13 protein-coding genes, 1 tRNA gene and 1 pseudogene are annotated in these 22,305 nt (G+C 42.0%); 7 read left to right on the top strand and 8 right to left on the bottom strand.

Annotation, left to right across the window (positions count from 1 at the left end; all coding sequences use genetic code 11):
* Positions 1 to 63: 63 nt before the first annotated feature.
* From RMY64_RS33505 to RMY64_RS33485, 5 genes and pseudogenes are all read right to left on the bottom strand, one after another.
* On the bottom strand, positions 64 to 1,077 hold the full coding sequence (locus tag RMY64_RS33505; protein ID WP_322702300.1) for an alpha/beta hydrolase: 1,014 nt from the start codon (positions 1,075 to 1,077) through the stop codon (positions 64 to 66).
* Positions 1,078 to 1,467: 390 nt separating this feature from the next.
* Complete coding sequence (locus RMY64_RS33500; protein ID WP_322660052.1) at positions 1,468 to 1,806, bottom strand: hypothetical protein; 339 nt, start codon at positions 1,804 to 1,806, stop codon at positions 1,468 to 1,470.
* 187 nt (positions 1,807 to 1,993) lie between these two features.
* Complete coding sequence (gene ilvD / locus RMY64_RS33495) at positions 1,994 to 3,700, bottom strand: dihydroxy-acid dehydratase (RefSeq protein ID WP_322702299.1); 1,707 nt, start codon at positions 3,698 to 3,700, stop codon at positions 1,994 to 1,996.
* A 226-nt stretch (positions 3,701 to 3,926) separates the two neighbouring features.
* Positions 3,927 to 4,199: a hypothetical protein gene (locus RMY64_RS33490; protein WP_322702298.1), complete on the bottom strand. Its 273-nt coding sequence runs from the start codon at positions 4,197 to 4,199 to the stop codon at positions 3,927 to 3,929.
* 212 nt (positions 4,200 to 4,411) lie between these two features.
* Positions 4,412 to 4,704, bottom strand: a pseudogene (locus RMY64_RS33485) (hypothetical protein); the annotation flags it as partial.
* 78 nt (positions 4,705 to 4,782) lie between these two features.
* On the opposite strand from RMY64_RS33485, the gene RMY64_RS33480 reads away from it, so the two are divergent.
* From RMY64_RS33480 to RMY64_RS33465, 4 genes are all read left to right on the top strand, one after another.
* On the top strand, positions 4,783 to 6,219 hold the full coding sequence (locus tag RMY64_RS33480; protein WP_322702297.1) for a PQQ-dependent sugar dehydrogenase: 1,437 nt from the start codon (positions 4,783 to 4,785) through the stop codon (positions 6,217 to 6,219).
* Positions 6,220 to 6,409: 190 nt separating this feature from the next.
* The gene (locus tag RMY64_RS33475) at positions 6,410 to 6,745 is read left to right on the top strand and encodes an STAS domain-containing protein (protein WP_322672413.1); all 336 of its coding nucleotides are present in this window, start codon (positions 6,410 to 6,412) and stop codon (positions 6,743 to 6,745) included.
* A gap of 567 nt (positions 6,746 to 7,312) precedes the next feature.
* Positions 7,313 to 7,397, top strand: a tRNA-Ser gene (locus tag RMY64_RS33470).
* Positions 7,398 to 7,605: 208 nt separating this feature from the next.
* Complete coding sequence (locus tag RMY64_RS33465; protein WP_322702296.1) at positions 7,606 to 8,787, top strand: CapA family protein; 1,182 nt, start codon at positions 7,606 to 7,608, stop codon at positions 8,785 to 8,787.
* Positions 8,788 to 9,014: 227 nt separating this feature from the next.
* Here the strand turns inward: RMY64_RS33465 and RMY64_RS33460 are convergent, their stop codons facing one another.
* Complete coding sequence (locus RMY64_RS33460) at positions 9,015 to 10,643, bottom strand: serine/threonine protein kinase (protein ID WP_322702295.1); 1,629 nt, start codon at positions 10,641 to 10,643, stop codon at positions 9,015 to 9,017.
* Between the two features lie 604 nt (positions 10,644 to 11,247).
* Here RMY64_RS33460 and RMY64_RS33455 point away from each other — a divergent pair.
* A complete protein-coding gene (locus tag RMY64_RS33455; RefSeq protein ID WP_322702294.1) occupies positions 11,248 to 15,531 on the top strand; it encodes a DUF4347 domain-containing protein in 4,284 nt (1,427 codons plus the stop codon).
* A gap of 195 nt (positions 15,532 to 15,726) precedes the next feature.
* Here the strand turns inward: RMY64_RS33455 and rpiA are convergent, their stop codons facing one another.
* Positions 15,727 to 16,434: a ribose-5-phosphate isomerase RpiA gene (rpiA, locus tag RMY64_RS33450; protein WP_322702293.1), complete on the bottom strand. Its 708-nt coding sequence runs from the start codon at positions 16,432 to 16,434 to the stop codon at positions 15,727 to 15,729.
* Between the two features lie 244 nt (positions 16,435 to 16,678).
* On the opposite strand from rpiA, the gene RMY64_RS33445 reads away from it, so the two are divergent.
* Positions 16,679 to 17,356, top strand: a complete 678-nt coding sequence (locus tag RMY64_RS33445; protein ID WP_322672417.1) for an S-layer homology domain-containing protein — start codon at positions 16,679 to 16,681, stop codon at positions 17,354 to 17,356.
* A 30-nt stretch (positions 17,357 to 17,386) separates the two neighbouring features.
* Here the strand turns inward: RMY64_RS33445 and RMY64_RS33440 are convergent, their stop codons facing one another.
* A complete protein-coding gene (locus RMY64_RS33440; protein WP_322702292.1) occupies positions 17,387 to 18,670 on the bottom strand; it encodes a hypothetical protein in 1,284 nt (427 codons plus the stop codon).
* Between the two features lie 669 nt (positions 18,671 to 19,339).
* Here RMY64_RS33440 and RMY64_RS33435 point away from each other — a divergent pair.
* The gene (locus RMY64_RS33435) at positions 19,340 to 22,183 is read left to right on the top strand and encodes a DUF3131 domain-containing protein (protein ID WP_322702291.1); all 2,844 of its coding nucleotides are present in this window, start codon (positions 19,340 to 19,342) and stop codon (positions 22,181 to 22,183) included.
* Positions 22,184 to 22,305 lie beyond the last annotated feature (122 nt).

Below are 22,305 nucleotides of genomic sequence, written 5' to 3'. Positions count from 1 at the left end.
ACTTGAACTAGATTTTGAAATTGCTTTTTAACCTCTCCGTTTTTTGCAAAATTGAGATGCTCATTAGGAATCTGGATTGATACATTTAAGATGCTCACAGCCAAAACCTTGAGTCATCATTGCAGATAGCTGTGGAAAAACTTGTTCGTCAAAGTTGAGTTCTCGCATGATTTGGTCATAAGCTTGTCCCTGCGCTATCCGCTTTGCCATTTCCTGAAACTCTACCCAAGTTAAATTACTTTCAACAAATGCTTTAGCAAGGATAATTACCAGTTCTTCATAATCATTGTCTTCCAATTTTGTCATCATTCGGTGTTCAATGTGAAGCGAATCATCGAAACAGTAATACCAGGATTTCGGTTGCTGCTTAAGTATTCTTCGGAAAAAATCCTGCTGTTTCGAGCGACTAACAGCACTATCTGCCTCACTACATACCATTAAGATTGGGGCAGAAACACAGCTTTGAGCCTTGTCTAAAACCTGATATCCCAATTCCAGAAATATCCGTAAGGCCTTCAGACGAAAACCTTTATAACCAAAATTCCCAGGTGCATCTTTGTTAAACCATTCAAAGTAAATTGGCAGAATTTTGATGAGTCGATCGAATAGTAAATAGCGGCTACCTAAAAAAGGCGTAAACAATAAAGTGCGGTCAATCTCTTGAGGATGCTCTAAAGCTAACCAAGCAGCTAAAGTTCCACCTGTTGATAATCCACCAATTACAACTTGTTGCCCTAGCGTTTTGGCAATCTGCAACCATTTGATGACAAATTGTTGATAAATATCAATATCTGTTGGCAGGGGTGGAGGATTTTGAGACTTCCAGTCACCTAAGCGGCCATGACCGGGTTGTAAAGGAATCAGAACGTTATATCCCTGGTTAAAGAAAGCTTTACCAAGCGGCTCGAACTGGTAAGGGCCTGCTGTAAAACCATGCAAAAACAAAAAAACTTTTGACGTGAAGTCAGAATGAATCAAAAACTTAGAACGGCAGGCTTCATTTTTAAGACCTAGTGTGGACTCTAATTGGTGAACTTGCTCTAAAATTTCTACTGTATTGTGAATGCCAACTTTCATTTATGTAATTATTATGTTCATATACATATAGTAATCCTACTTGAATCGCGATCGCGATACTCAAAAGGAAATCTTTGTCTGGCAGGCTTTTAAGCAGCTTAGTTATTTAAAACTCCAATATAATTATAGATATATGTTACTTTATGAATTAAGTAGTTACTTCGAGTCTAGCAGAGGACATATTAGACTTCTTGGCATTTGTTGGGAAAAGGGGAAGGTGGGGTCCCCTCTGGGGATAAGGGGAAGGGGAAAGGGGGAAAGGTTTGTTATTTTCCCTTTCCCCTTTAACCTTTACCCTTTTCCCCTCTCTTGCAAAAAGCACTTTTACAAGAGGTCAATTGTTGAGTTGCCCTGTCAGAAGTAAGAAATGTTTTAAACTCGGATGAGTATTCACTCCAAACTAATTTTCCACAACCCATCTAGCGGATTAGACAGTTGGAATTGACTATCATTGCTACCAAGCCAATTATTGTCATACACCAACCCCACACTGAATATTCTATTTAAAGGATATTGTCCTAGTTTTCCAAAACCTTCAATATTCTTTGAGTCAGCGATCGCTTGCTGGTTCAGCTGTATAGTTGTTTGGTTGCCGTCATCAAAGTAAATTGTGGCTCGTTTGTTGTGAAAGCGCACCTGAACTTTGTAGACCCCGCCAGTTGCATAATAATAAGCTGTAGCAGGTAGCTTTTGACCGTCAATATTTTGTCCTTTAAGCTCAACTGCCATAGCAGGACTGCATAACAACAACAGGATTGGCAAGACTGACCCTAAAACTTTCATTGGTAGTAACAAACACTTTCACTCAACTATTTTCTACTTTAAAACATAAGTAAGTTTTACAGCCAATGCCAGAAAATTGTCTTTTCATACTCTTGTAGAGAGACGCGATATCTCGCGTCTCTAACCTTACTCCCTACTCATGAAATAAATCCAAGTCTGTAACAGCACCAACACTACTAGAGGAAACTAACTTGGCATATTTTGCTAAGATGCCTTTTGTATAACGGGGTGGACGGGGTTGCCATTTGGCGCGGCGACGGGCTAATTCTGCATCAGAAATGTTGATTTGTAACAAGCGAGAATTAGCATCAATAGTGATGCTATCACCTTCTTCGACTAGAGCGATCGCACCACCAACGGCGGCTTCGGGAGCAACGTGTCCGACTACCATCCCATAAGTACCACCTGAAAAGCGTCCATCAGTAATTAACGCCACTGCATCGCCTAAACCTGCACCAATAATTGCTGAGGTGGGTGCTAACATTTCCCGCATCCCAGGGCCGCCAATCGGGCCTTCGTAGCGGACGATAATTACATCACCGGCTTTAATCTTACTTGCAAGGATGGCATCTAAGCATTCTTCCTCGGAATCAAAAACTCTTGCAGAACCGGTAATGCTGGGATTTTTCACTCCGGTAATTTTTGCTACTGCTCCCTCTGTAGCGAGATTTCCTTTCAGGATGGCTAAGTGACCTTGGGCATACATCGGGTTATTCCAAGGACGAATTACATCTTGATTGCTTGGTGGTTCATCGGGGACATATGCTAAAATTTCGGCGATGGTTTTACCTGTGATGGTGATACAGTCGCCGTGAAGTAATCCATGTACCAATAGCATTTTCATCACTTGAGGAATACCACCAGCTTGATGTAAGTCTGTGGCAACATATCTACCACTGGGTTTTAAATCGCATAAAACCGGGACACGATCGCGGATAATTTCAAAATCATCTAGATTAAGTTCTACACCAGCCGCACGAGCGATCGCCAGAAAATGTAACACGGCGTTAGTTGAACCACCCACAGCCATAATTACAGAAATAGCATTTTCTATAGATTTACGCGTGATAATGTGCCGGGGTAACAGTTGATTATGAATTGCTTCTACTAATACCTTGGCTGATTCTTCCGTGCTATCGGCTTTTTCGTCATCTTCCGCCGCCATTGTGGAAGAATAAGGTAAACTCATACCCATCGCTTCAAAAGCCGAGGACATAGTATTGGCTGTGAACATCCCACCGCAAGAACCAGCACCAGGACAAGCGCGGCGTTCTACTTCCATCAGTTCGGTGTCGTCAATTTTGCCAGCACTGTGTTCACCCACAGCCTCAAAGGAACTCACAACAGTCAAATCGCGGCCATTGTAGTGTCCGGGTTTAATTGTCCCACCGTAAACAAAGATAGCCGGGATATTCATCCGTGCGATTGCAATCATTGCCCCTGGCATATTTTTATCACAGCCACCGATAGCCAGCACACCATCCATACTTTGACCATTACAAACGGTTTCAATGGAGTCAGCAATCACTTCTCGTGACACAAGGGAATATTTCATTCCCTCAGTTCCCATCGAAATCCCATCACTAATAGTAATTGTGCCGAACATTTGCGGCATTGCCCCGGCTAATTTAATTCCAGCTTCAGCTATGAGTGCTAGTTGATTAATCCCCATGTTACAGGGAGTGATGGTGCTGTAGGCATTAGCCACACCGACAATTGCTTTCTTAAAGTCTTCGTCTTGAAAACCTACTGCACGCAGCATAGCCCGATTTGGCGATCGCTGTACCCCTTGTGTAACAGCTTTACTTCTAAAATTCTCTGACGTTGTTTTTTCACTCATTGCTCAGGCCTCAATCAAATCTCTGTACGAGTATGATATGTAGCCTTTTTTGAGATGTCCAATATATATTTATTTAAAATTGATACGTATAAAGTATCAAAAATATGAGACTACGAAATCTGCGCTACTTTATTGCTGTAGCTGAGAAATTACATTTCAGCAGAACTTACACAAACGTATAATTTTATTCAGCCATGAATCGAATGGCTCTCTGCATTCATATTACTCACCCACAGAAATTATCAACCCTCAACTCGCGCCACACATCAGACGGTTGCCAGCCAGAGTTACCAACGGAGCGTAAAGGGCGATAGTGTTCCCAGATGTAGTCCGATTCGGATGCTTCAATGTACACAGGTGGATTTGGTTCAACCACCGATTCAGGAATATCTTGACTCTCAGGCATCTCAATGGGTTCAGTCGATGGTGGAGTTACTTCTGTTATCTTGCGAATTGGGTTAGAAGTTTTTTTGATGAGTCGTTGCATATTCATAGTCATTATTTGGCTTTCCACAAGGTAGGATATCCCAGAATACAGTAAGTTATCAGACAATCCGAAATATTTTGTTGAAAAGTTTTTCCAGGTGCGGATTGCTTTTCGCTTTTAAAAGATGGGAGCGTAGTATGATTGCACTAATAGGCGTTACATAAATGCAGGATGAATTAGCTAAATATGGGTATTTCTCTATACTTAAAAGAGCTAAGTAACATTCAAATTGAATATTTAAGCATATCTACTAATTTGGAATAGCATAACTTTTTTCCATAGCGAAGTAGTAGTGACATTAGGAGTGTCTGTAGGTGTATAAGATAATGACGTAAACGTGTATTTTCACATTCTACTGTGGTCATATATGTTTTACTGACGATACGATCTTCTAGGTTAATAAGACTGAGGTAAACTTTCCATCCATCACATAAAAATAGCGCTGCCAACTGCAAAAAATGTCCCATAAAGGTTTAAATGTTTCAGCACGATGATTTCCTAAAATCCAAGCTAAAATTTCAAAACTTTTCCACTCATCAATAAGAATTTAGCAACAAAATTAAATAACCAATTTATCAAGGAAATCATGAATAACATGAAATCATCTAACCAAGTTAAACGCAGATTTTTCAATCAGATTGCTGTTCAAACGCTGTTATTTACAATAACACTATTATTTACAATAGTTTTATTAAATCATAGCACTATTGGAATAAATGCTATTCCTCAAAGCTTGCGTCCTGATATTAAGGTTCGCAATATTATTAATACATTATCAGTATCTCCTTCTGTGCGGATTGTAAAAGATCCACGAAACAATACTCTCTATTACCTCAAACGAAATGGTGAGATTTATCAAGTCAATTTAGCCTCCTCTACTAAAACCCTTGTTTACAACTCTAGTAATCATAATTTAAGTGAAACTCAAGGTATGGCCATTGGCCCTAACGGCACAATTTATTTAGTTGGCAATGCAGACCTTGTGAATAACCAAACTCAAGCAATTATTGTTAAAGGTGTAATTAATTCGAGTACAAAACAGCGTATCTGGTCTATCTTAGCTAAGAGTGAAGCCTATCCCAAAAGCAAAACAGCTTATGACCATCGGTTCAACGGCGTAGTTGTTAGCCTGGATGGTAACTTTATCTATGTGAATAGCGGTTCTCGTACCGATCATGGTGAGATTCAGTCTGTTGATGGCCTATATCCCAATACTCGCGAAGTCGGATTAACTGCCTGTATACTTCGTCTTCCTAGTAATGGTAACAATCTCTTTCTGGCAAACAATCGAGCAACTTTAAAGACAGCTGGTTATATTTTTGCAGAAGGAATACGTAATACTTTCGATATGGCTTTTGCGCCCAATGGGGATTTATTTGGCACAGAAAATGGCCCAGATCGCGACATGTCTGAAGAATTAAATTGGCTACGTTTAGGTGGTAATTACGGCTTTCCTTGGCGTATTGGTGGAACAGATAATCCACAACAATTTCCCAATTATAATCCTGCCACTGACCGATTGTTAAGCCCTCAATTTAACGCCATCCAAAAAGGCTACTATCGTAACGATCCAACCTTTCCTATTCGGCCTACTGGAAATTTGATTGAACCAATTCCTAATCTTGGCCCAGACGCTGATAATTACCGCGATCCTGTAGATGGAAAAATCAAAGATGCCAGTGTTATTGGGAAAAGTTTTAGCACTTTTACAACACACCGTTCTCCTTTAGGGTTAGTTTTTGATACACAAGGAGTAATGATTCCAGAATTCAAGAGAGATGGATTTATGTTGAGTTGGACAGCAGGCGATCCCACTGGCGAAACATTAACAGGCCCTTTTAAAGATGCCAGCCAAGACCTACTGCATTTAAATTTAACTAAAGTAGGAAATACCAACTATAAACTTAAAGCTACGCGCCTTGTCAAAGGTTTTAGTAATCCCATTGATGCTGAGATTATTAGCAATAAGATTTATGTTCTAGAATATGGCGGAAATCAAGGAATTTGGGAAGTCTCTATGCCTACCAAGTAAAGTAAATTCGACATTCCCCCAACAAGTGACAGCATCGACAACGCCAAACGAAAATAGATTGCGAGAATCTAACTTTTCTAAACTTATTTATCTTTTTTCCTTAAGTGTCTTATCTGTCTTAACTGTCCTTGTAACGATTTTTCGGGCGTGATAAGTTCTTGTAAAACAACACTATTAACGAAGCATAACTATGTCAATAGAAACAAGAACTGTGAAAGACGTGACTATTTTAGATGTAAAAGGCAAAGTGACAATTGGCGAAGGTGATGTAACCCTTCGCGAATCTATCAGAAGCGCACTTGCAGATGGTGCTAAAAAGATTTTGCTCGATTTAAGCGGAGTGACTACAATAGACTCTTCTGGAATAGGTGAACTAGTATCAAGTTATACTGCAACAACTAACCAGGGTGGGAAACTTAAATTAACAAATCTTCCCCCGAAAGTTCACGATATTCTGATGATAACCCAACTCATAACGGTTTTTGAGACTTATGACAGTGAAACAGAAGCACTTCAATCATTCTAATTAGTGTGATTTTTGCTGTCTGTACTGGTACTGAAAAAATAAGGTAATAAATATCTAAGTACAGTAGAGATTTAAGATTTTTGCTCTGCCTGTCCCTGTAACCAATTCAATACTTAACTCATCCCACCTTTTGATTGGTGGGATTTTTAGTTTCGGGATCTATGCATTAGTCACATCTTTCTTAACAAAAGAGTTAAAGTGTAGAAAGCAGATACAGCAGTAGTTTAAGCGATAGAAGGCAAGGATTAACGAGAGTGCGATGTCTGACGACAAGCCTTACGGCTACGCTTTTATTGGAGTAGTTGAGATCAGAGGATGCTGATTAAAAAATATTTCACAGAATAATACGAGGACTGTTATTTTTAAGCCATGCTAATCTAAGTAACATGAATCTCGTGATGTCTTTTTCGATGTCTACAGACCTTAATTTGCCGTTGGTGTTCTTGGAAGATTGCATTACGCAAAAAAAGCGATAATGCTATAGTAGTATAGGGAGTCCAGCAAGATTTTCCTAAATTTACAGCATTTGAATGTAGAATAGATACTCAAATGTCTGAATAAATAGTTGGAGAGGTGTCCGAGCGGTTCATGGTGACGCACTCGAAATGCGTTTTGGGGAAACCCAACGGGGGTTCGAATCCCCCCCTCTCCGTTCAAAAGATTACTGAAAATTTACTACAATGTGGCTGAAATTTGCCTACCTTTAGCAAGGATATTGAACAACTTGTCTGTTTATTTGCAAGTTAGATAGGATTATCGCTCAATATTTACGCAGTCAAATATTTGCCAAAAACCCTAAAATATACACCGTTAACGCATATTTTTGGGATAAACTAATGCCATCGTGTGAGGAGTGAACGGTGGTAGATCGCAGCTTGGGGCGAGTATTCTCATTTAGTCTGATCGGTATTTCTTTATATCTGGGTATTAGTATAGGAGTCATTATCCGGCTTGGTCAATCACAGCGATTAAACGCTGCTACTATGCCGACTAAGACAATGCAGTTTCCATTAGCTATTCCTGAACTTACCCCATCAAAAATACAACAACAAACCTTTCCAAATACTATTACTATCAAAGCCGTTGGAGATATTATTCCTGGCACTAATTTCCCTAAGTATAGATTACCTCGCTTTCGAGATCAATTATTACCAAAGTCAGTGAGAACTCACTTGCAAGGATCTGATATCTTGTTTGGAAATTTTGAAAGTAGTCTAACTAATTATCCCTATACTGCCAAAGATATTAGTCGAGGACAAGTCTTTGCCTTTCGCTCTCCACCTGCATACGCCCAGCTTTTTGCTGAGGCTGGTTTTAATGTGTTCAATATGGCAAATAACCATGCTATGGACTTTGGCCCGGTAGGGTTCAAAGATACAATGAAAAATCTTCAGGCTGTAGGCATTGCAACATTAGGTTATAAAAATCAAATTCTTTATTTGGAAGCTAACAATATCCCTGTGGCAATGATCGGATTTTCTCCTTATGAAATGTATAACTCCATCCATAATTTAAAAGCAGCTAAAGCACTCGTGGCAGAAGCCAAAAATAAAGCCAATATTGTAGTAGTATCGATGCACGCTGGAGCGGAAGGAACGGGGGCACTACACGTTAAGAATCAAACAGAGTTTTTTTATGGAGAAAATCGAGGTAATGCGATCGCGTTTGCTCGAAACATGATTGATGCAGGAGCAGACTTAGTTCTAGGACATGGCCCTCACGTTCCCAGAGCGATGGAAATTTATCAGGGAAAAATCATTGCCTATTCTTTAGGAAACTTTTTGGGATATCGGACTTTATCTACAAATGCCCAAACAGGTGACTCCATGATTTTAGAAGTCAAACTCAACTCAGTAGGAAATTTGGTATCAAGTAAAATTATTCCCGTTCGGATGGATCGGCAGGGGATTCCTCATATCGATCGGAGTTTTCAAACTGTAAAACTTATGCGTTATTTGAATAATCAAGCTTTTCCCAAGAATCCGGTGAAGATTAATAAGAAGGGGGAAGTTGTTGTAAAGAATAAACTTAACCCTTCCTAAAATAATTCGTAATTCGTAATTCGTAATTCGTAATTCGTAATTCGTAATTTGTAATTAGTTAATAGGAGTCAGCGCAATACTGCTCGGTTAAAGGGAAAAGGATTGTAAGGCTTGATATATAAGGTTTTTACCCTTTAACATGAGTCCCTTTCCCTAAAACCCGACAAGTATTGGAAGCCAGGGTGGTTGCGGACTTACCACGCTGCTTTACCAAAATCCAAAATTGACTAGTTATTGTCATCTTGTGGTTTTTCCTCGAACTTCTGAATATTCTGGGGTTGGCTATTAGTCGGTGAATTTTGCTTTTCTAGTGTTGGTACTACCACAGCAGAAGGATCTGATTGTTTGGATTCTGTTGGTGCTGTTGGTGGTATCAGTAGAGGTTTTGATGGACTTACGGGTTGAGGGGAAGCAGGATTTTGACTAGAAGCGGGTAAGTTCTTTTGTGGGAATGGCAATGGTGCGGGGGCGGGGGAAGCTTTTCGAGATGAGCGGATTGCCCGTAGTTTCTCCACTAAAGAGGGTGTAGGAGAAACGCTAGGTGAAGGTGTGGATTGTTCGGAATCACCGCGTTGCGGTTCTCTTGCAGGGCTGCTGGTAGATTCTTCTTGGGAAGAACGACGATTGCGGCGACGCTGTTTGGAATTAGAGACGGGTGCTTTTTCACTTCTTGAAGTGGTGTTGGTCTGTTCACTTCTGGGTGAAGATGTACTATCAACATTAGGTGCTTTCGCACCTGATTCTTGAGTTGGCTTTTCAACAAGTGGCTTGGCAGTCGGCTGCTGAAATTTGGGTAATATGCTTGTGATTCCAAAACCTGCTGTAGCAGCAACTAAGGCTACACCTATACCAATAAGTACCTGAGATGATCCCAGCTTTTTAGCCAGTAGAGTTCCCTTAGGCATACCTGGGTTGGGTTGCGCCAGCACAGATGGTCTATGAATAGAATTTTGGGCACTTTTCCCAATTAAAGTTGCTGCTTGCTGCGCAGATAAATTGACAGTTGGCACTGCGTAAGTGGGTAAAACTTGCGGTGTTCCATTCACCCCATTTCCAGGTAGCAATTGCAGCCACTCAGCAACTGTCGCTGGCCGAAAACGAGACTCTACCGCCATACCGCGCATTACCGCTTGGTTGACAGCAGCACTCAAATGTGGTTGCAGTTCGCGGGGGGAAGGCATTTGTTCGCGATCGCGCAATAATGCTGGCATGGGAACTTGGGCTGTCAACAGTGCATACAAGGTTGCTGCTAAACCATAAACATCCGTAGCGGGTGTGCGCGCCGCTTGCGTCATATACTGCTCAATGGGAGAATAACCCTCAGAAACCAAACCTGTGTGAGTCTGCCTGACACCGCCATTAAATTCCCTGGCAATGCCAAAATCAATTAGTATTACTTCCTGTGTTCCTTGACGAAGAATAATATTATCTGGTTTAACATCGCGGTGTAACAAGCCGTTGTTGTGTACTACCTGCAACGCTGCCCCAATTTGCCGGATGTAATGAATTGCTGTGGCTTCAGGCAAAGTTATTCCTGGTAATACAAATGCGTCTCCCAAGGTTTCACCAGGAATGTATTCCATCACCATGTAAGGCAGTCCAGCTTCCACAAAAAAGTCACTAACTCGGACTATATTTGGGTGGATACACGTAGCTAATCGTCTGGCTTCATCTTGGAATTGGCGCTCGAATTTGGCAAAATCAGGATGTTGTCGCAGCCGTTCATTGATGGTTTTCATCACCACCTCCTGACCCAAGTAGTGATGCGTAGCTTTAAAGGTAATGCCAAAGCCACCTCGCCCTATTTCTTGAATTAGGGTATATTTTCCATCCTGCAAAATTGTGCCTGCTAACATAAAGAGTCCTGAGTCCTGAGTGAGCAGATAAGTACCGAGTCCTGAGTTTTGAGGGATTTCCCAAAAATTTTCCCATATTTTTATCGGGCAGGGTTCTTGCCTGTCTATTTTACGGGATGTAGTTGTTGGAATTCCTGAAGTGAGAAAGACCTCCCCACGATCGCAACAGTTTTATCTTTCTCAGATGATAGCGCGGGAGTGCGGCAAGCTTAAAGCAGAAGACGGGCTATGGCTATTTTTGAGGTTTTATAAAAGTCATTTTCAGAAAAACTATTTAAAACCCAAATTCATCAATTCAATATCTGGCACGATCTCAAAAAAACTTGAGAAACCACGTTTGTGGGCGAAAAATCTAGGTTTTTAGGATGAACCAGTATAAAAACTGATTTTTGTACATCTGCTAGATGTGAATTAGGGAACCCAGTAAAATTAAATACTTTTATTGCTTTACAAAAGCAGCAATTTGCTAGATGATAGCAACGAAAGGAAAAATACATTAGTAAATATCTAGTTTTTTTACTCTCAGTAGTTGTGTGAAAACCCTGTAATTGCAAGGCTGAAGTCGGTTTGAGTTTCCCTCATTACCCTAGCTTGAAGTAACAAAATGGCAACGTTACATACCTCCAACTTCCCAGAAAATCACGCAACTTCTACCTCATATACCCATAGTCTAGTTTTCATCGATACGGCGGTTGAAGACTATAGCGATTTAATCAATGGCGTGCTTGATAATGCCCAAGTGTTCGTGCTTGACTCGACACAGAACGGTGTTGAACAAATTACGAAAATTCTGGCGAGTTGCGTAGACGCGCAGCAGCTTGCCGTTAGACATCGCTGGAATTTGGCTAACATTCATATTGTGTGCCACGGTGTCCCAGGTTGCTTACAATTGGGCAATACCCATTTAGGAATTGATACCCTCGACGAATACAGCCAGCAACTTCAACAATGGCAGAAGATATTTTCCACCTCTAGCAAAGCCGATAACCCTATTAACTTACTCATCTATGGTTGCAATGTAGCTTTGGGTGATGTAGGGGCAGAATTTGTAGAAAAACTGCACCAACTGACAGGGGCAAATATTGCTGCTTCGCGTCAGCGAATTGGCAATGCAGCATTAGGCGGTAACTGGGAGTTAGAAGTTCGCACTACTGATATGGAAGTAAATCTGGCGTTTGCAGAAACGACGCGAGAAGCTTACGCAGGAGTGCTAGCAACGTTTACGGTAAATAGTTCCCAAGATTTAGATGATGGCGATGCCAATAACGGTATTACCACTCTGCGGGAGGCAATTAAGTTAGCGAATGCTTCTGCTGGGGATGATGCGATCGCTTTTGGCGGAATATTCACAGATACCACCCCAGATACCATCACGCTCACCTCTGGGCAACTGATGATTACCGATGATGTTACCATCTTGGGGACTGGGACATCTAAGCTTACTGTGACTGGAAAGAATGCCTCTACAGTATTCGACATATCAGGATTAGGGACAAGTGTCAATATTAATGGACTGGCGATCGCTAGCGGCAGTATTAAGGTTAATAGAACTTCCATCCTCAACCTAGCAAAAAGCAGTGTGTCTGGGAATACAGCAGGAAGTGCCATCTCTAATAGCGGCATCCTCAGTCTTGCTAACACCAGCGTCTTTGGCAATACACAAGGTGGTATTTATAACGGTGGTACTCTCAGCCTAACTAACAGCAGTGTTTATGGCAATACCGCCGGGGCAAGCAAGATTTATAATGGCAATACTGCCGGAGGCGGCATTTTTAATGACGCTTCCTTTGGTAAAACTGGTATTCTCAGCCTAATTAACAGTACTGTCTCTGGCAATACGGCAAACTCCGGTGGTGGCATCTATAATCAAGGCGGTGATCTCAGGCTGACCAATAGCACTGTCTCTGGCAATACTGCAACCTCTGGCGGTGGCATTTTTAACGGAAATGATAGTTATTTTAACAGTTCAGCTACACTAACTAACAGCACCATCTCTGGCAATACAGCGTTAGAAGATGGCGGTGGCATATACAATGGCCAAGGCTATAACAGTGACAACAGCCTCACCCTAATCAGCGCTACAATTAATAACAACACAGCTGACTCAGATGGTAATGGTACTGGCAATGGCGGGGGTGTTTTTAGTTCCTCTGATTCCTCTGTTAACGTCAATGTTAGTAACACCATCATTGCAGGCAACCTCGACAAGTCCACCTCCGGTGATATACACCCCGACGTGAGTGGTGGTCTGATTGACTCCGGCAATAACCTGATTGGTAATAATACTGGTAGCACTGCCTTTACCACCAGCACCCTCGTCGGCACAAGTGCTAGCCCCATTGACCCCAGACTCGGATTGCTGCAAAATAACGGTGGTACAACCTTTACCCAGGCGTTACTTGCGAATAGCCCCGCTATTAATGCTGGCAATAATTCTCTAGTTCCTATTGGTGTTATCACTGACCAACGCGGTACTCGATTTAACCGAATATTCAACGGTGTTATTGATATTGGTGCTTACGAAGTCCAATCCCCTGTCACCCCGCCACCTGTTAATACTGGCACATTTGTGGTGACTAATACCAACGATTCTGGATCGGGGTCGTTGCGGCAGGCTATCCTCAATGCCAATGCGACCGTTGGGGCAGATACGATTACCTTTGCGGGCGTGTTCACCGATGCCATCCCAGATATCATCACCCTGACCTCTGGCAAATTAATCATTACCAATGATATTACCATTTTGGGGACTGGGGCATCTAACCTCATAGTGAGTGGGAATAATTCATCAGGCGTGTTTGAGATATCGGGTTCTGGGACAGATGCCAGCATTGATGGCTTGAAGATTGCTAATGCTAATGATCCCTTAGGCAGTATTTTGCTCAATAGCAATACCAGCCTCAGCCTGACTAACAGTACTGTCTCTGATAATAGAGGGGAAGTAGGCGGCATATTTAATAGAGGCACTCTCAGCCTGACGGGAAGCACTGTCTCTGGCAATGGGGGATCGTCCTTAGGCGGCGGCATCTTTAATAAAGGCAAACTCAGTATAAATAACAGCACTGTCTCTAATAACAATGCAAACGTCGGTTTCAACACAGCCTATGGCGGCGGCATATTCAATACAGGTAAAGTCAGTATAAATAACAGCACTGTCTCTAATAATAGTGCGTTCGCTAGCGGTCTTGAGCGGGGAGGTCCCGACCCTTACCCATCTTACGGCGGCGGCATTTATAACTTAGGCACTGTCGATATCACTAACAGCACTGTCTCTAATAATAGCGCGGCAGACGGTGGTGGCATCTCTAACTCAGGTACTTTTAACCTGATTAACAGCACTGTCTCTGGTAATAGTGTATATTACACCGGCGGTGGTATCTTGAACAGCGGCACTCTCACCCTCACCAATGACACCATTACCAATAACACAGCAGAGGGCTTTGACTATAGCGGTGTTAGTGGCAACGGTGGGGGTGTCTTCAGTAATGGCGGTAATGTTATCGTTGGCGATACCATCATTGCAGGCAATTCCTACATACCCTATTCTGATGATTCCAGTAATTCCCGCGACGTTTCCGGCAACTTCACCGACGCTGGTAATAACCTAATTGGCGATAACACAGGTAGCACTGGCTTTACTACCAGCACCCTCGTCGGCATCAGAACCAAACCCATTGATCCAAGACTTAGCCCCCTGCAAAATAATGGTGGTACAACCTTTACTAATGCCTTACTTGCAGATAGTCCCGCCATTAACGCTGGCAATAATGCTCTGATTCCAGCAGGCATCACCACCGACCAACGAGGTGGTCAATTTAACAGAATATCTAAGGGTAAAGTTGATATCGGTGCATTAGAGTTTAACGGGCTGAATGGAACCAATGGTGCTGATAATTTAGTAGGCAAGAACTACAGTGACATAATTAACGCTCAAGCTGGGAACGATACCATCACAGGTAATCAAGGTAACGACATCCTAACTGGTGGCGGCGGCAAAGATAAATTTGTTTACAAATTAGGTGACGGTGTTGATACCATTACCGATTTCGGTGGGTTAGGTAAAGGCTCAAATCCATCAGCAGCAATCATTGCCGAAGTGGATACCCTCAAATTTCAAGGTGCTGGATTGACAGCCCGAAATCTGTTACTCACCCAGAATGGTAACAATCTAGAAATCACCTTTGAAGGGGTGGCTGATAACAAAGTTATTCTCCAAAACTTTCCTCTGGAAAACCTAGAAAACGTATCGGCAGTAGGCAATATCCTGTTTAATGGGCAAACCAGCATTAGTGAAAGCTTTGATGTCTTCGATGCCAACTCCACCCAAAACGCTATCTTAAACAAGAACACAGTCACCTTTCTCAATGACGTGAACAACAATCTCAATGGCTTTGACAACTCAGCAGATGTTATTAATGGTCAAGAGGGCGATGACCGCATTGACGGCAAGAGTGGTAACGACCTGCTGCGCGGCGGTGCAGGTAACGATACTTTGCTTGGTGGTGCTGGCAATGACAGCCTTGTTGGAGGTGTTGGTAATGACAGCCTTGTTGGCGGTGCAGGTAATGACATCCTTGTTGGTGGTGAAGATAACGATACCCTGACTGGCGGTGCAGGTAATGACCAGTTCATCTACCAAACCTTGAGTGATGTTGGTGATACCATTACTGACTTTAATCAGAATCAGGATAAGTTAGTCCTGACTGACCTGTTTAAAAGTCAGGGCTACAGTAGCAGCAATCCCATCGGTGATGGCAACCTACAATTTGTGCAATCGGATACTTCTACAGAAGTTCAAATCCTTGGTTATTATTCTTTTTACACTTTGGCGACTTTGGATAATTTCACCGCAACAAATCTGGTAGTTGGTACTAATGTCATCGTCTAGCGCTCGATTCTAGTCTGTAGCGACTGTCTTCAAAGTCAAGTGATATTAGACATTTGGTGAAAAAGAACGTAGAGCCGTAGCAGTGCTACGTCTCTACAAGGGTTATGTATAAAACATAATTGATTTGTGGAAATATCATTGCTTAATTTTGGATTTTAGAGACATCTAAAATCCAAAATCTCAAATCCAAAATTATTACAGTTGCCGCACTAATGGCTGACCATCTTTGACTTCGCCAATTAAAACTAAATCGACACAGTTAACGAAGATACCATTTTCCAGAACACCGGGAATGTTATTCAATGTCTTTTCTAGTCCGGCTGGATCTTCGATGGAGTCAAACCTGACATCTAAGACAAAGTTTCCTTGGTCAGTGATTACTGGCCCAGCTTTTTTTACACCCATGCGGAGTTCTGGTTTACCACCGAGTTTTTTGATGGCATTGGTTACAGGGGTAATTGCCATTGGAATCACTTCCACGGGCACAGCAAAACTAGAACCTAAGCGGTCTACTAACTTGCCACTGTCTACCACGACGATGAACTGTTCTGCTAGGTAGTCTACGACTTTTTCGCGGGTATGTGCTGCACCACCGCCTTTAATCAAATTCTTTTGCGGATCGACTTCATCTGCACCATCAATGGCAATATCGATGCGCTCAATAGCATCCAACGTGGCGAGAGGGACACCGTACTGCTTCGCCAGCACTTCTGACTGAAACGAGGTAGGTATACCAATGATATCTTTGAGTTCGCCCGACTTGAGGCGATCGCCTAAAAACTGAATCGTATATGCTGTAGTTGACCCCGTACCTAACCCGACAATGGAACCCGATTTGACTAGGGCGGCGGCGGCTTTGCCAACTTCTTGCTTCATTAACTTGACGGGATCTGTTGTTGTCATTCCCAAAACTCCTGAAAAACTGACTATAGTCCATAGTAGTGGGCGGATAACGCCAAAACATCAAAGGTAAAAAACAAGTTTTTGCTGATTTCCACTCTCCTGACGATCAAAACCAGCTGGCGTATTACGTAGCTATGCAACATCGCCTAGCCGAAATTCGTCATTAATTAACTGAGATTAAGTTTTGCGTTCACCTCAGTAACGTATTTTTTTCAATTCACGTTTGCAGCTACAAGTGGTTATTATGATCCGTCAGCTTTCAATTACTCTCTCTTTAATGGCACTACTACAAAGCTTGCCAGCAATTGCTCAAGTACCAGAATCTACTTCTGAAATACCAGCTGATTCCATTCAACAGGTAACTGCTGTCAAATGGATGACAAATTTTCCCGATGGCAAATTTTATCCCGAAAGGTTAGTGAGTCGGGCAGAATTAGCCTCGATTATGGTAAAAGCCTTTCGCCTAGATAAAAGAGAAGCTGTTACCAAAGAAAATTTAACTATTCCAGATGTTCCTCGTTCTTATTGGGCATTTAATGATATACAGACAGTCCTAAAAACTGACATCATGAAAGGCTATCGGGGCAACGAATTCTTTCCTAACCAAAAAGTGACAAGGGCAGAAGCTCTGGCTATTTTCGCCCAGGCTTATGGTGTATTTCAATTTCCTGATGCTGCTGTAAATGAGATTCTGGCTTCACATCCAGATGAAAAGTCTATCCCAACTTGGGCTAGAAAAGCGATCGCGACAGTAGCTACTGAGGGATTTCTGAATACAGATGCTCAAGGTAATATTTCTCCATTAAAACCCGTAACCCGTGGGGATATGGCTTATGTATTGAGTAAATATTTGCAACGACAACAGCAACAACCCGAAACACCAGAAGTTCCGATGATTCCAAATAGCCCACAATCACCCTAGCTAGACTTTTTCTAGCCGACGTACTTAAAATCAGTTTTGACCCGGATTTTTATACTTGTCTCGAAGTTGGCGAAGAAGATATACGGAATTAGACTGTGTTGGTTGCTGCAACACATTATTCCCATAATTAGTTTGTGGTATTTGGGTCGGTTGTTGCAAGCCATAATTCCCATAATTAGACTGTGGTAGTTGAGTTGGTTGTTGCAACACATTATTCCCATAATTAGTTTGTGGTATTTGGGTCGGTTGCTGCAAGCCATAATTCCCATAACCTACAGAGTTTGTGGGTGGGACAACACTTTGACTCGGACTTTGGCTAGAGTAAGGTACAGTATTACTTGGTGCTACATTAGGGACTACTTGACCGTTATTTAAATTAGTGTAGGTATTGTAGGGATTTTGCGGTAAGTTCGTACCCGTACTTAACCCATTATTAGGGACTACTTGGCCGTTATTTAAATTAGTGTAGGTATTGTAGGGATTTTGTGGTAAGTTCGTACCCGTTGATGTGTTACCTGTCCCAGTAGTTAACCCAGTGTTTGGTAGAGAATTCTGACTGGTTAAGCTATTGCTGGGTGGCATTAAGGTTGTTCCTGGAGCGGAAACTTGCCCTACAGCATTTGTCTGAGTTGCAGTGGTACCACTGAAGCTAGACAATTTCTGGTTTGTCGATTGATTAAGCGCTGCTTGCAGAGGGTCGATAGAGAGAGAATTTTGATTCTTATTGGTTTGATTAGTGAATCCAACACCCAGGTTAGAAGATGTTTGGTCTCCCCCTGTTGGTTCAGACGCCGTATTAAAAGTTTTAAGACCTAGAAACGGGTTATTACTATCAACTGTTCCAGTACGCAATAAATTGTCTGTTTGTTGAACAAAGGGATTTTTTGCAGCTGGGGAGCTGTCGCCGTTAACACTTAAACCAGGATTTAATTTGGTATTATTAGCAGACTTTTGTTTGTTGATGACATCATCTAATAAGCCTTTGCTCTTTTTTGCCTCAGTCTGTTGTTCAGGCGCATTTGCCGTTGATGAAAGAGTTCCTTGCTCAAAGTCATTAAATAAAGCTGGCAGGTTATCAATATCTGCTGCAATAGCTTTGTTTTCTTCTGACAGCGAGGAATCAGCAGACTTTTGTAAAACGACTGGTTTTTTTTGCTTATAAGCGAAAATATCTGGGTTTGACCAGTATTCCCAGGTTGCTAGCCCAACTACAGATAAAAAAATCGCAGTTCCCCAAAAACCAGGCCGCCCTAGATTCCATAACCTGGCTTTGAGATAGCGTAAGTAGGCGGGAGGATAATGACGATGTGGCATGGGATTTGCTAAGTGAGATTTACTATAAATTGGTAAAATTCAACGGAAGAGGCATTGCTGTTTGATGCTTTTATTGCCTGGGAAGGAAATATCTCAACTAAAGTTCGATTGTGATTTCATCGTAACTTCTCAAGAAATTATTAGTTATAAGTAAGTCAAAAATTTACCAATCACTATTTTAAACTAAACGGTTTAGTCTAAAAATTAATTTTGAGTATCTTAGCTGCGATCGCCCCAACTTCCATTTTCGCTATCTTGATTTTCTACAGGAATAGGACTAATAACTCATCGATGGTGCTTACCGAAGAATGGATAGCTACTGCAATATCTACAATATTCACCTTGGGCAGCAGAGGTGGCATCTCTGCGGTAGAAATATTTAAAATAGTTAATTACAAAAAATTACAGTTAGTAATTTTTTGTAATCTATATATAGAAATAAATTTTCTCTATAAAATCTCTTTTTCGGCAAAATACAAACTTCTTCCGTATATAGTCCCCATTTAAGGAAACAGTATAGAAAATTTCCGTATAATTCACCCTGATTTCCAGAATTTTTCCGAATATCATTTACTAGCGCTACTTGACTCATTCAATACATCTCTATTTATGAATATAGCTGTACAGATGTGCTATGACGTTGCTAAGTCCTAACTCTTTCTTTGCATTATGATATACAAACCCCCTCAACAAAAGCTGTTGAGATGGATTGCATTGTTCCTAATTGGAACATTTCTGCAATTTTTGTTTTACATCCCGACACCAGTCTTATCTCAAAATTCCAATAGCTGTAGCAATATTACAACCCCGCTCACATCTGAAGAACAAACTTATGCTCGTGCGGCTTGGCAGTATTTTGTCAAAAATTATCAGCCAGCAACGGGATTTACCAATTCTACTGGGGGTTATCCTTCAGGTACACTCTGGGATATGGGTAACTACCTGATGGCATTGAATGCTGCACGATGGTTGAATCTTACCGATCAAGCAGACTTTGATTCTCGCCTCAATAAGTTTTTGACGACTCTTAGCAGTCTAAAGTTATTTGAAGATGCTTTGCCCAATAAAGTCTATAACGCAGCCACTGCACAGATGGTTGATTATGGTAACAATCCACTAGAGCGTGGTCTTGGTTGGTCTGCTTTGGATGTTGGGCGAATATTGGCTGCGTTTGATGTCATCCGTACCTGTCATCCTCAATATAATGACTGGCTCAAAGGAATTATAGCGAAGTGGCAGGTGGCGCGATCGCTCAAAGATGGACAACTTTATGGCGCGACTGTTCTTCCTGACAACAAAACCTTACTAGTGCAAGAGGGACGACTCGGCTACGAAGAATACGGCGCTAGGGGTTATCAACTTTGGGGTTTCTCTGCACCCAAAGCTATTGCTTTAGAACCATTTAAGTTAGTTGAAATTAATGGTGTGCAAATCCCTGTTGATAGCCGTGACTTTCAAAGCACCAACGCTAATAATTACGTTGTGAGTGAGTCTTATATCCTTGATGGGATTGAATTTGGCTTGCAAGGTGAATTAGCTGATTTTGCTGCCAGGGTTTTAGATGTACAAAAACGGCGTTTTGATACCACAGGTCAGTTAACTGCGGTAACAGAAGATAATATCGACCAAGCACCTTATTTTCTCTACAACACCGTTTACGCCAACGGTACAAACTGGGCAACTATTACCGATACCAATCAACCTTACCCACAGTTTCGCAGCCTCAGTACAAAAGCTGCTTTTGGCTGGCGCTATCTATTTCCAGATAATGCTTATGCCCAAAAAGTTTTTGATGCAGTCAAGGATCTTCGCAGTCCTGATGATAGCGGTTACTATGCTGGCATCTATGAAGAATCAAAACAACCCAACAAAGCTTTAACAGGTAATACGAATGGGTTAATTTTGGAGATTTTATACTATAAGGCTAAGGGAAATCACCCTTTAATTGCTTCGGCTTCTGCGAGTGTGTCTACTAGCAAGCCTAGTGAAAATACCTCTGGTGCAACACCTGTAAATCAACCGAATTCTACTGGCAAACCTAGTGAAAATGCCTCTGGTGCAACACCTGTAAATCAACCGAATTCTACTGTTACGACTCTGATCGCAACTTCTAAACCTACAGAAGTTGCTGTTGCACCTATTCCACCAGTGGATAGTCCCCAGTCATCATCTAACCTGAAACTAGAGCGATCGCTAACGCCTGTTGAACGACGCTATGCAGAGGCGGCTTGGCGATACTTTCAAGCGAATTATCACGCTAAGAGTGGGCTGATAGACGATCGCAGTGATTTTAAAGGTGCAACCCTCTGGGGATTGGGAGATTATCTTGCTGCACTCCATGCAGCGCGATCGCTCGATACAATTACCCCTAAAGAATTTGACCAGCGCACCCGCCATCTCTTAGGAGCTTTGACAAAGTTACCGTTATTTGCTGGGGAATTGCCAAGTCGGAGTTATGATACGCGATCGCTCCAACCAATCGATTATGGTGGAAATCCAGTTCCCGAAGGAAACGGTTGGTCAGCTTTAGATTTGGGTAGAATGCTGGCAGCGCTTTACAACTTAAAAAGCTGTCATCCAGAATACACGGCTACCGTAGATAAAATTGTCCTGGATTGGTCATACTTGCGTGTGGTGCGCGAAGGTATTCTCTCCAGTGCCACCGTTACCAAAGAAGAAGATGGGCGATATCTCACCCGCGTTAACCCCGAAATCCGCTTGGGTTATGAGGAATATGCCGCTCGTGCTTTTCAATTATGGGGGTTTAATCTCGATCGTTCTGCTATTGGAGGCGAATATCAAACTGCCTCAGTGGAAGGATTGAAAGTCCCAATTCAACGCCATCGCACAGATACTAATTCTAAAGTTAACCAATATACAGTTAGCAATCCTTTTGTACTCTATGGATTGGAGTTTGGATTAGATCCAAAAATGCGATCGCTCTTTGAACCAATTTTTCAAGCACAAGCTGAACGTTACCGCCGCACGGGCACGCTCACAGCCTCAGCCACCACCTTGATCGATCGTAAACCTTACACTGTCCACAGTACAATTACTGGACAAGGAGAGTCTTGGGTCGCTTTAGGAGATGATGGTCAACCAGTACCAACGGGGCGATTGGTAAGTACAGCAGTAGCTTTTGCCTATAATGCCCTGCTTCCAGACAATAAGTATAGTCAACAGTTACAGGAAGGAACGACTGACTTATATAATCCATTAGTTGGATTTTATGAGGGCTTCTACGAAACCACCGGCAAAACGGCAGTTGGTTTTACCAGCAGCACCAACAGTATGATTTTGCAATCCTTACTATACAATGTGACAAATCGACAACCCTTAATTCGTCCGATTACTACTATGAACTCCCTTTGGTGGCAGACAGTTACTAAGGGAAATTCTGGGCGAGGTCTACCAAACAGCGCCACACAACAAACCAAGTTAACTTCTGATAGTTCTGGAAGTTACTGGGTTTCAGATAGTGAAAAGACTCATCTAGTAACTGGCACAAAATAACACAACCAAAACCCTGATTTTCAGGTAAGAGCAATTCATAAAATTGCTCCTACAGTCTGTAGTTTTGTATAGGACTCATATTTGATTTTTGAAAAAAACTCAGTACAGCTTTATTCCTTCTT

The organism is Nostoc sp. DedQUE08 (assembly GCF_034530895.1).
In the GTDB taxonomy this organism is placed as follows: Bacteria; Cyanobacteriota; Cyanobacteriia; order Cyanobacteriales; family Nostocaceae; genus Nostoc.
The sequence above is the reverse complement of the archived record's forward strand: the minus strand, read 5'-3'. Positions and strand labels throughout refer to the sequence as shown.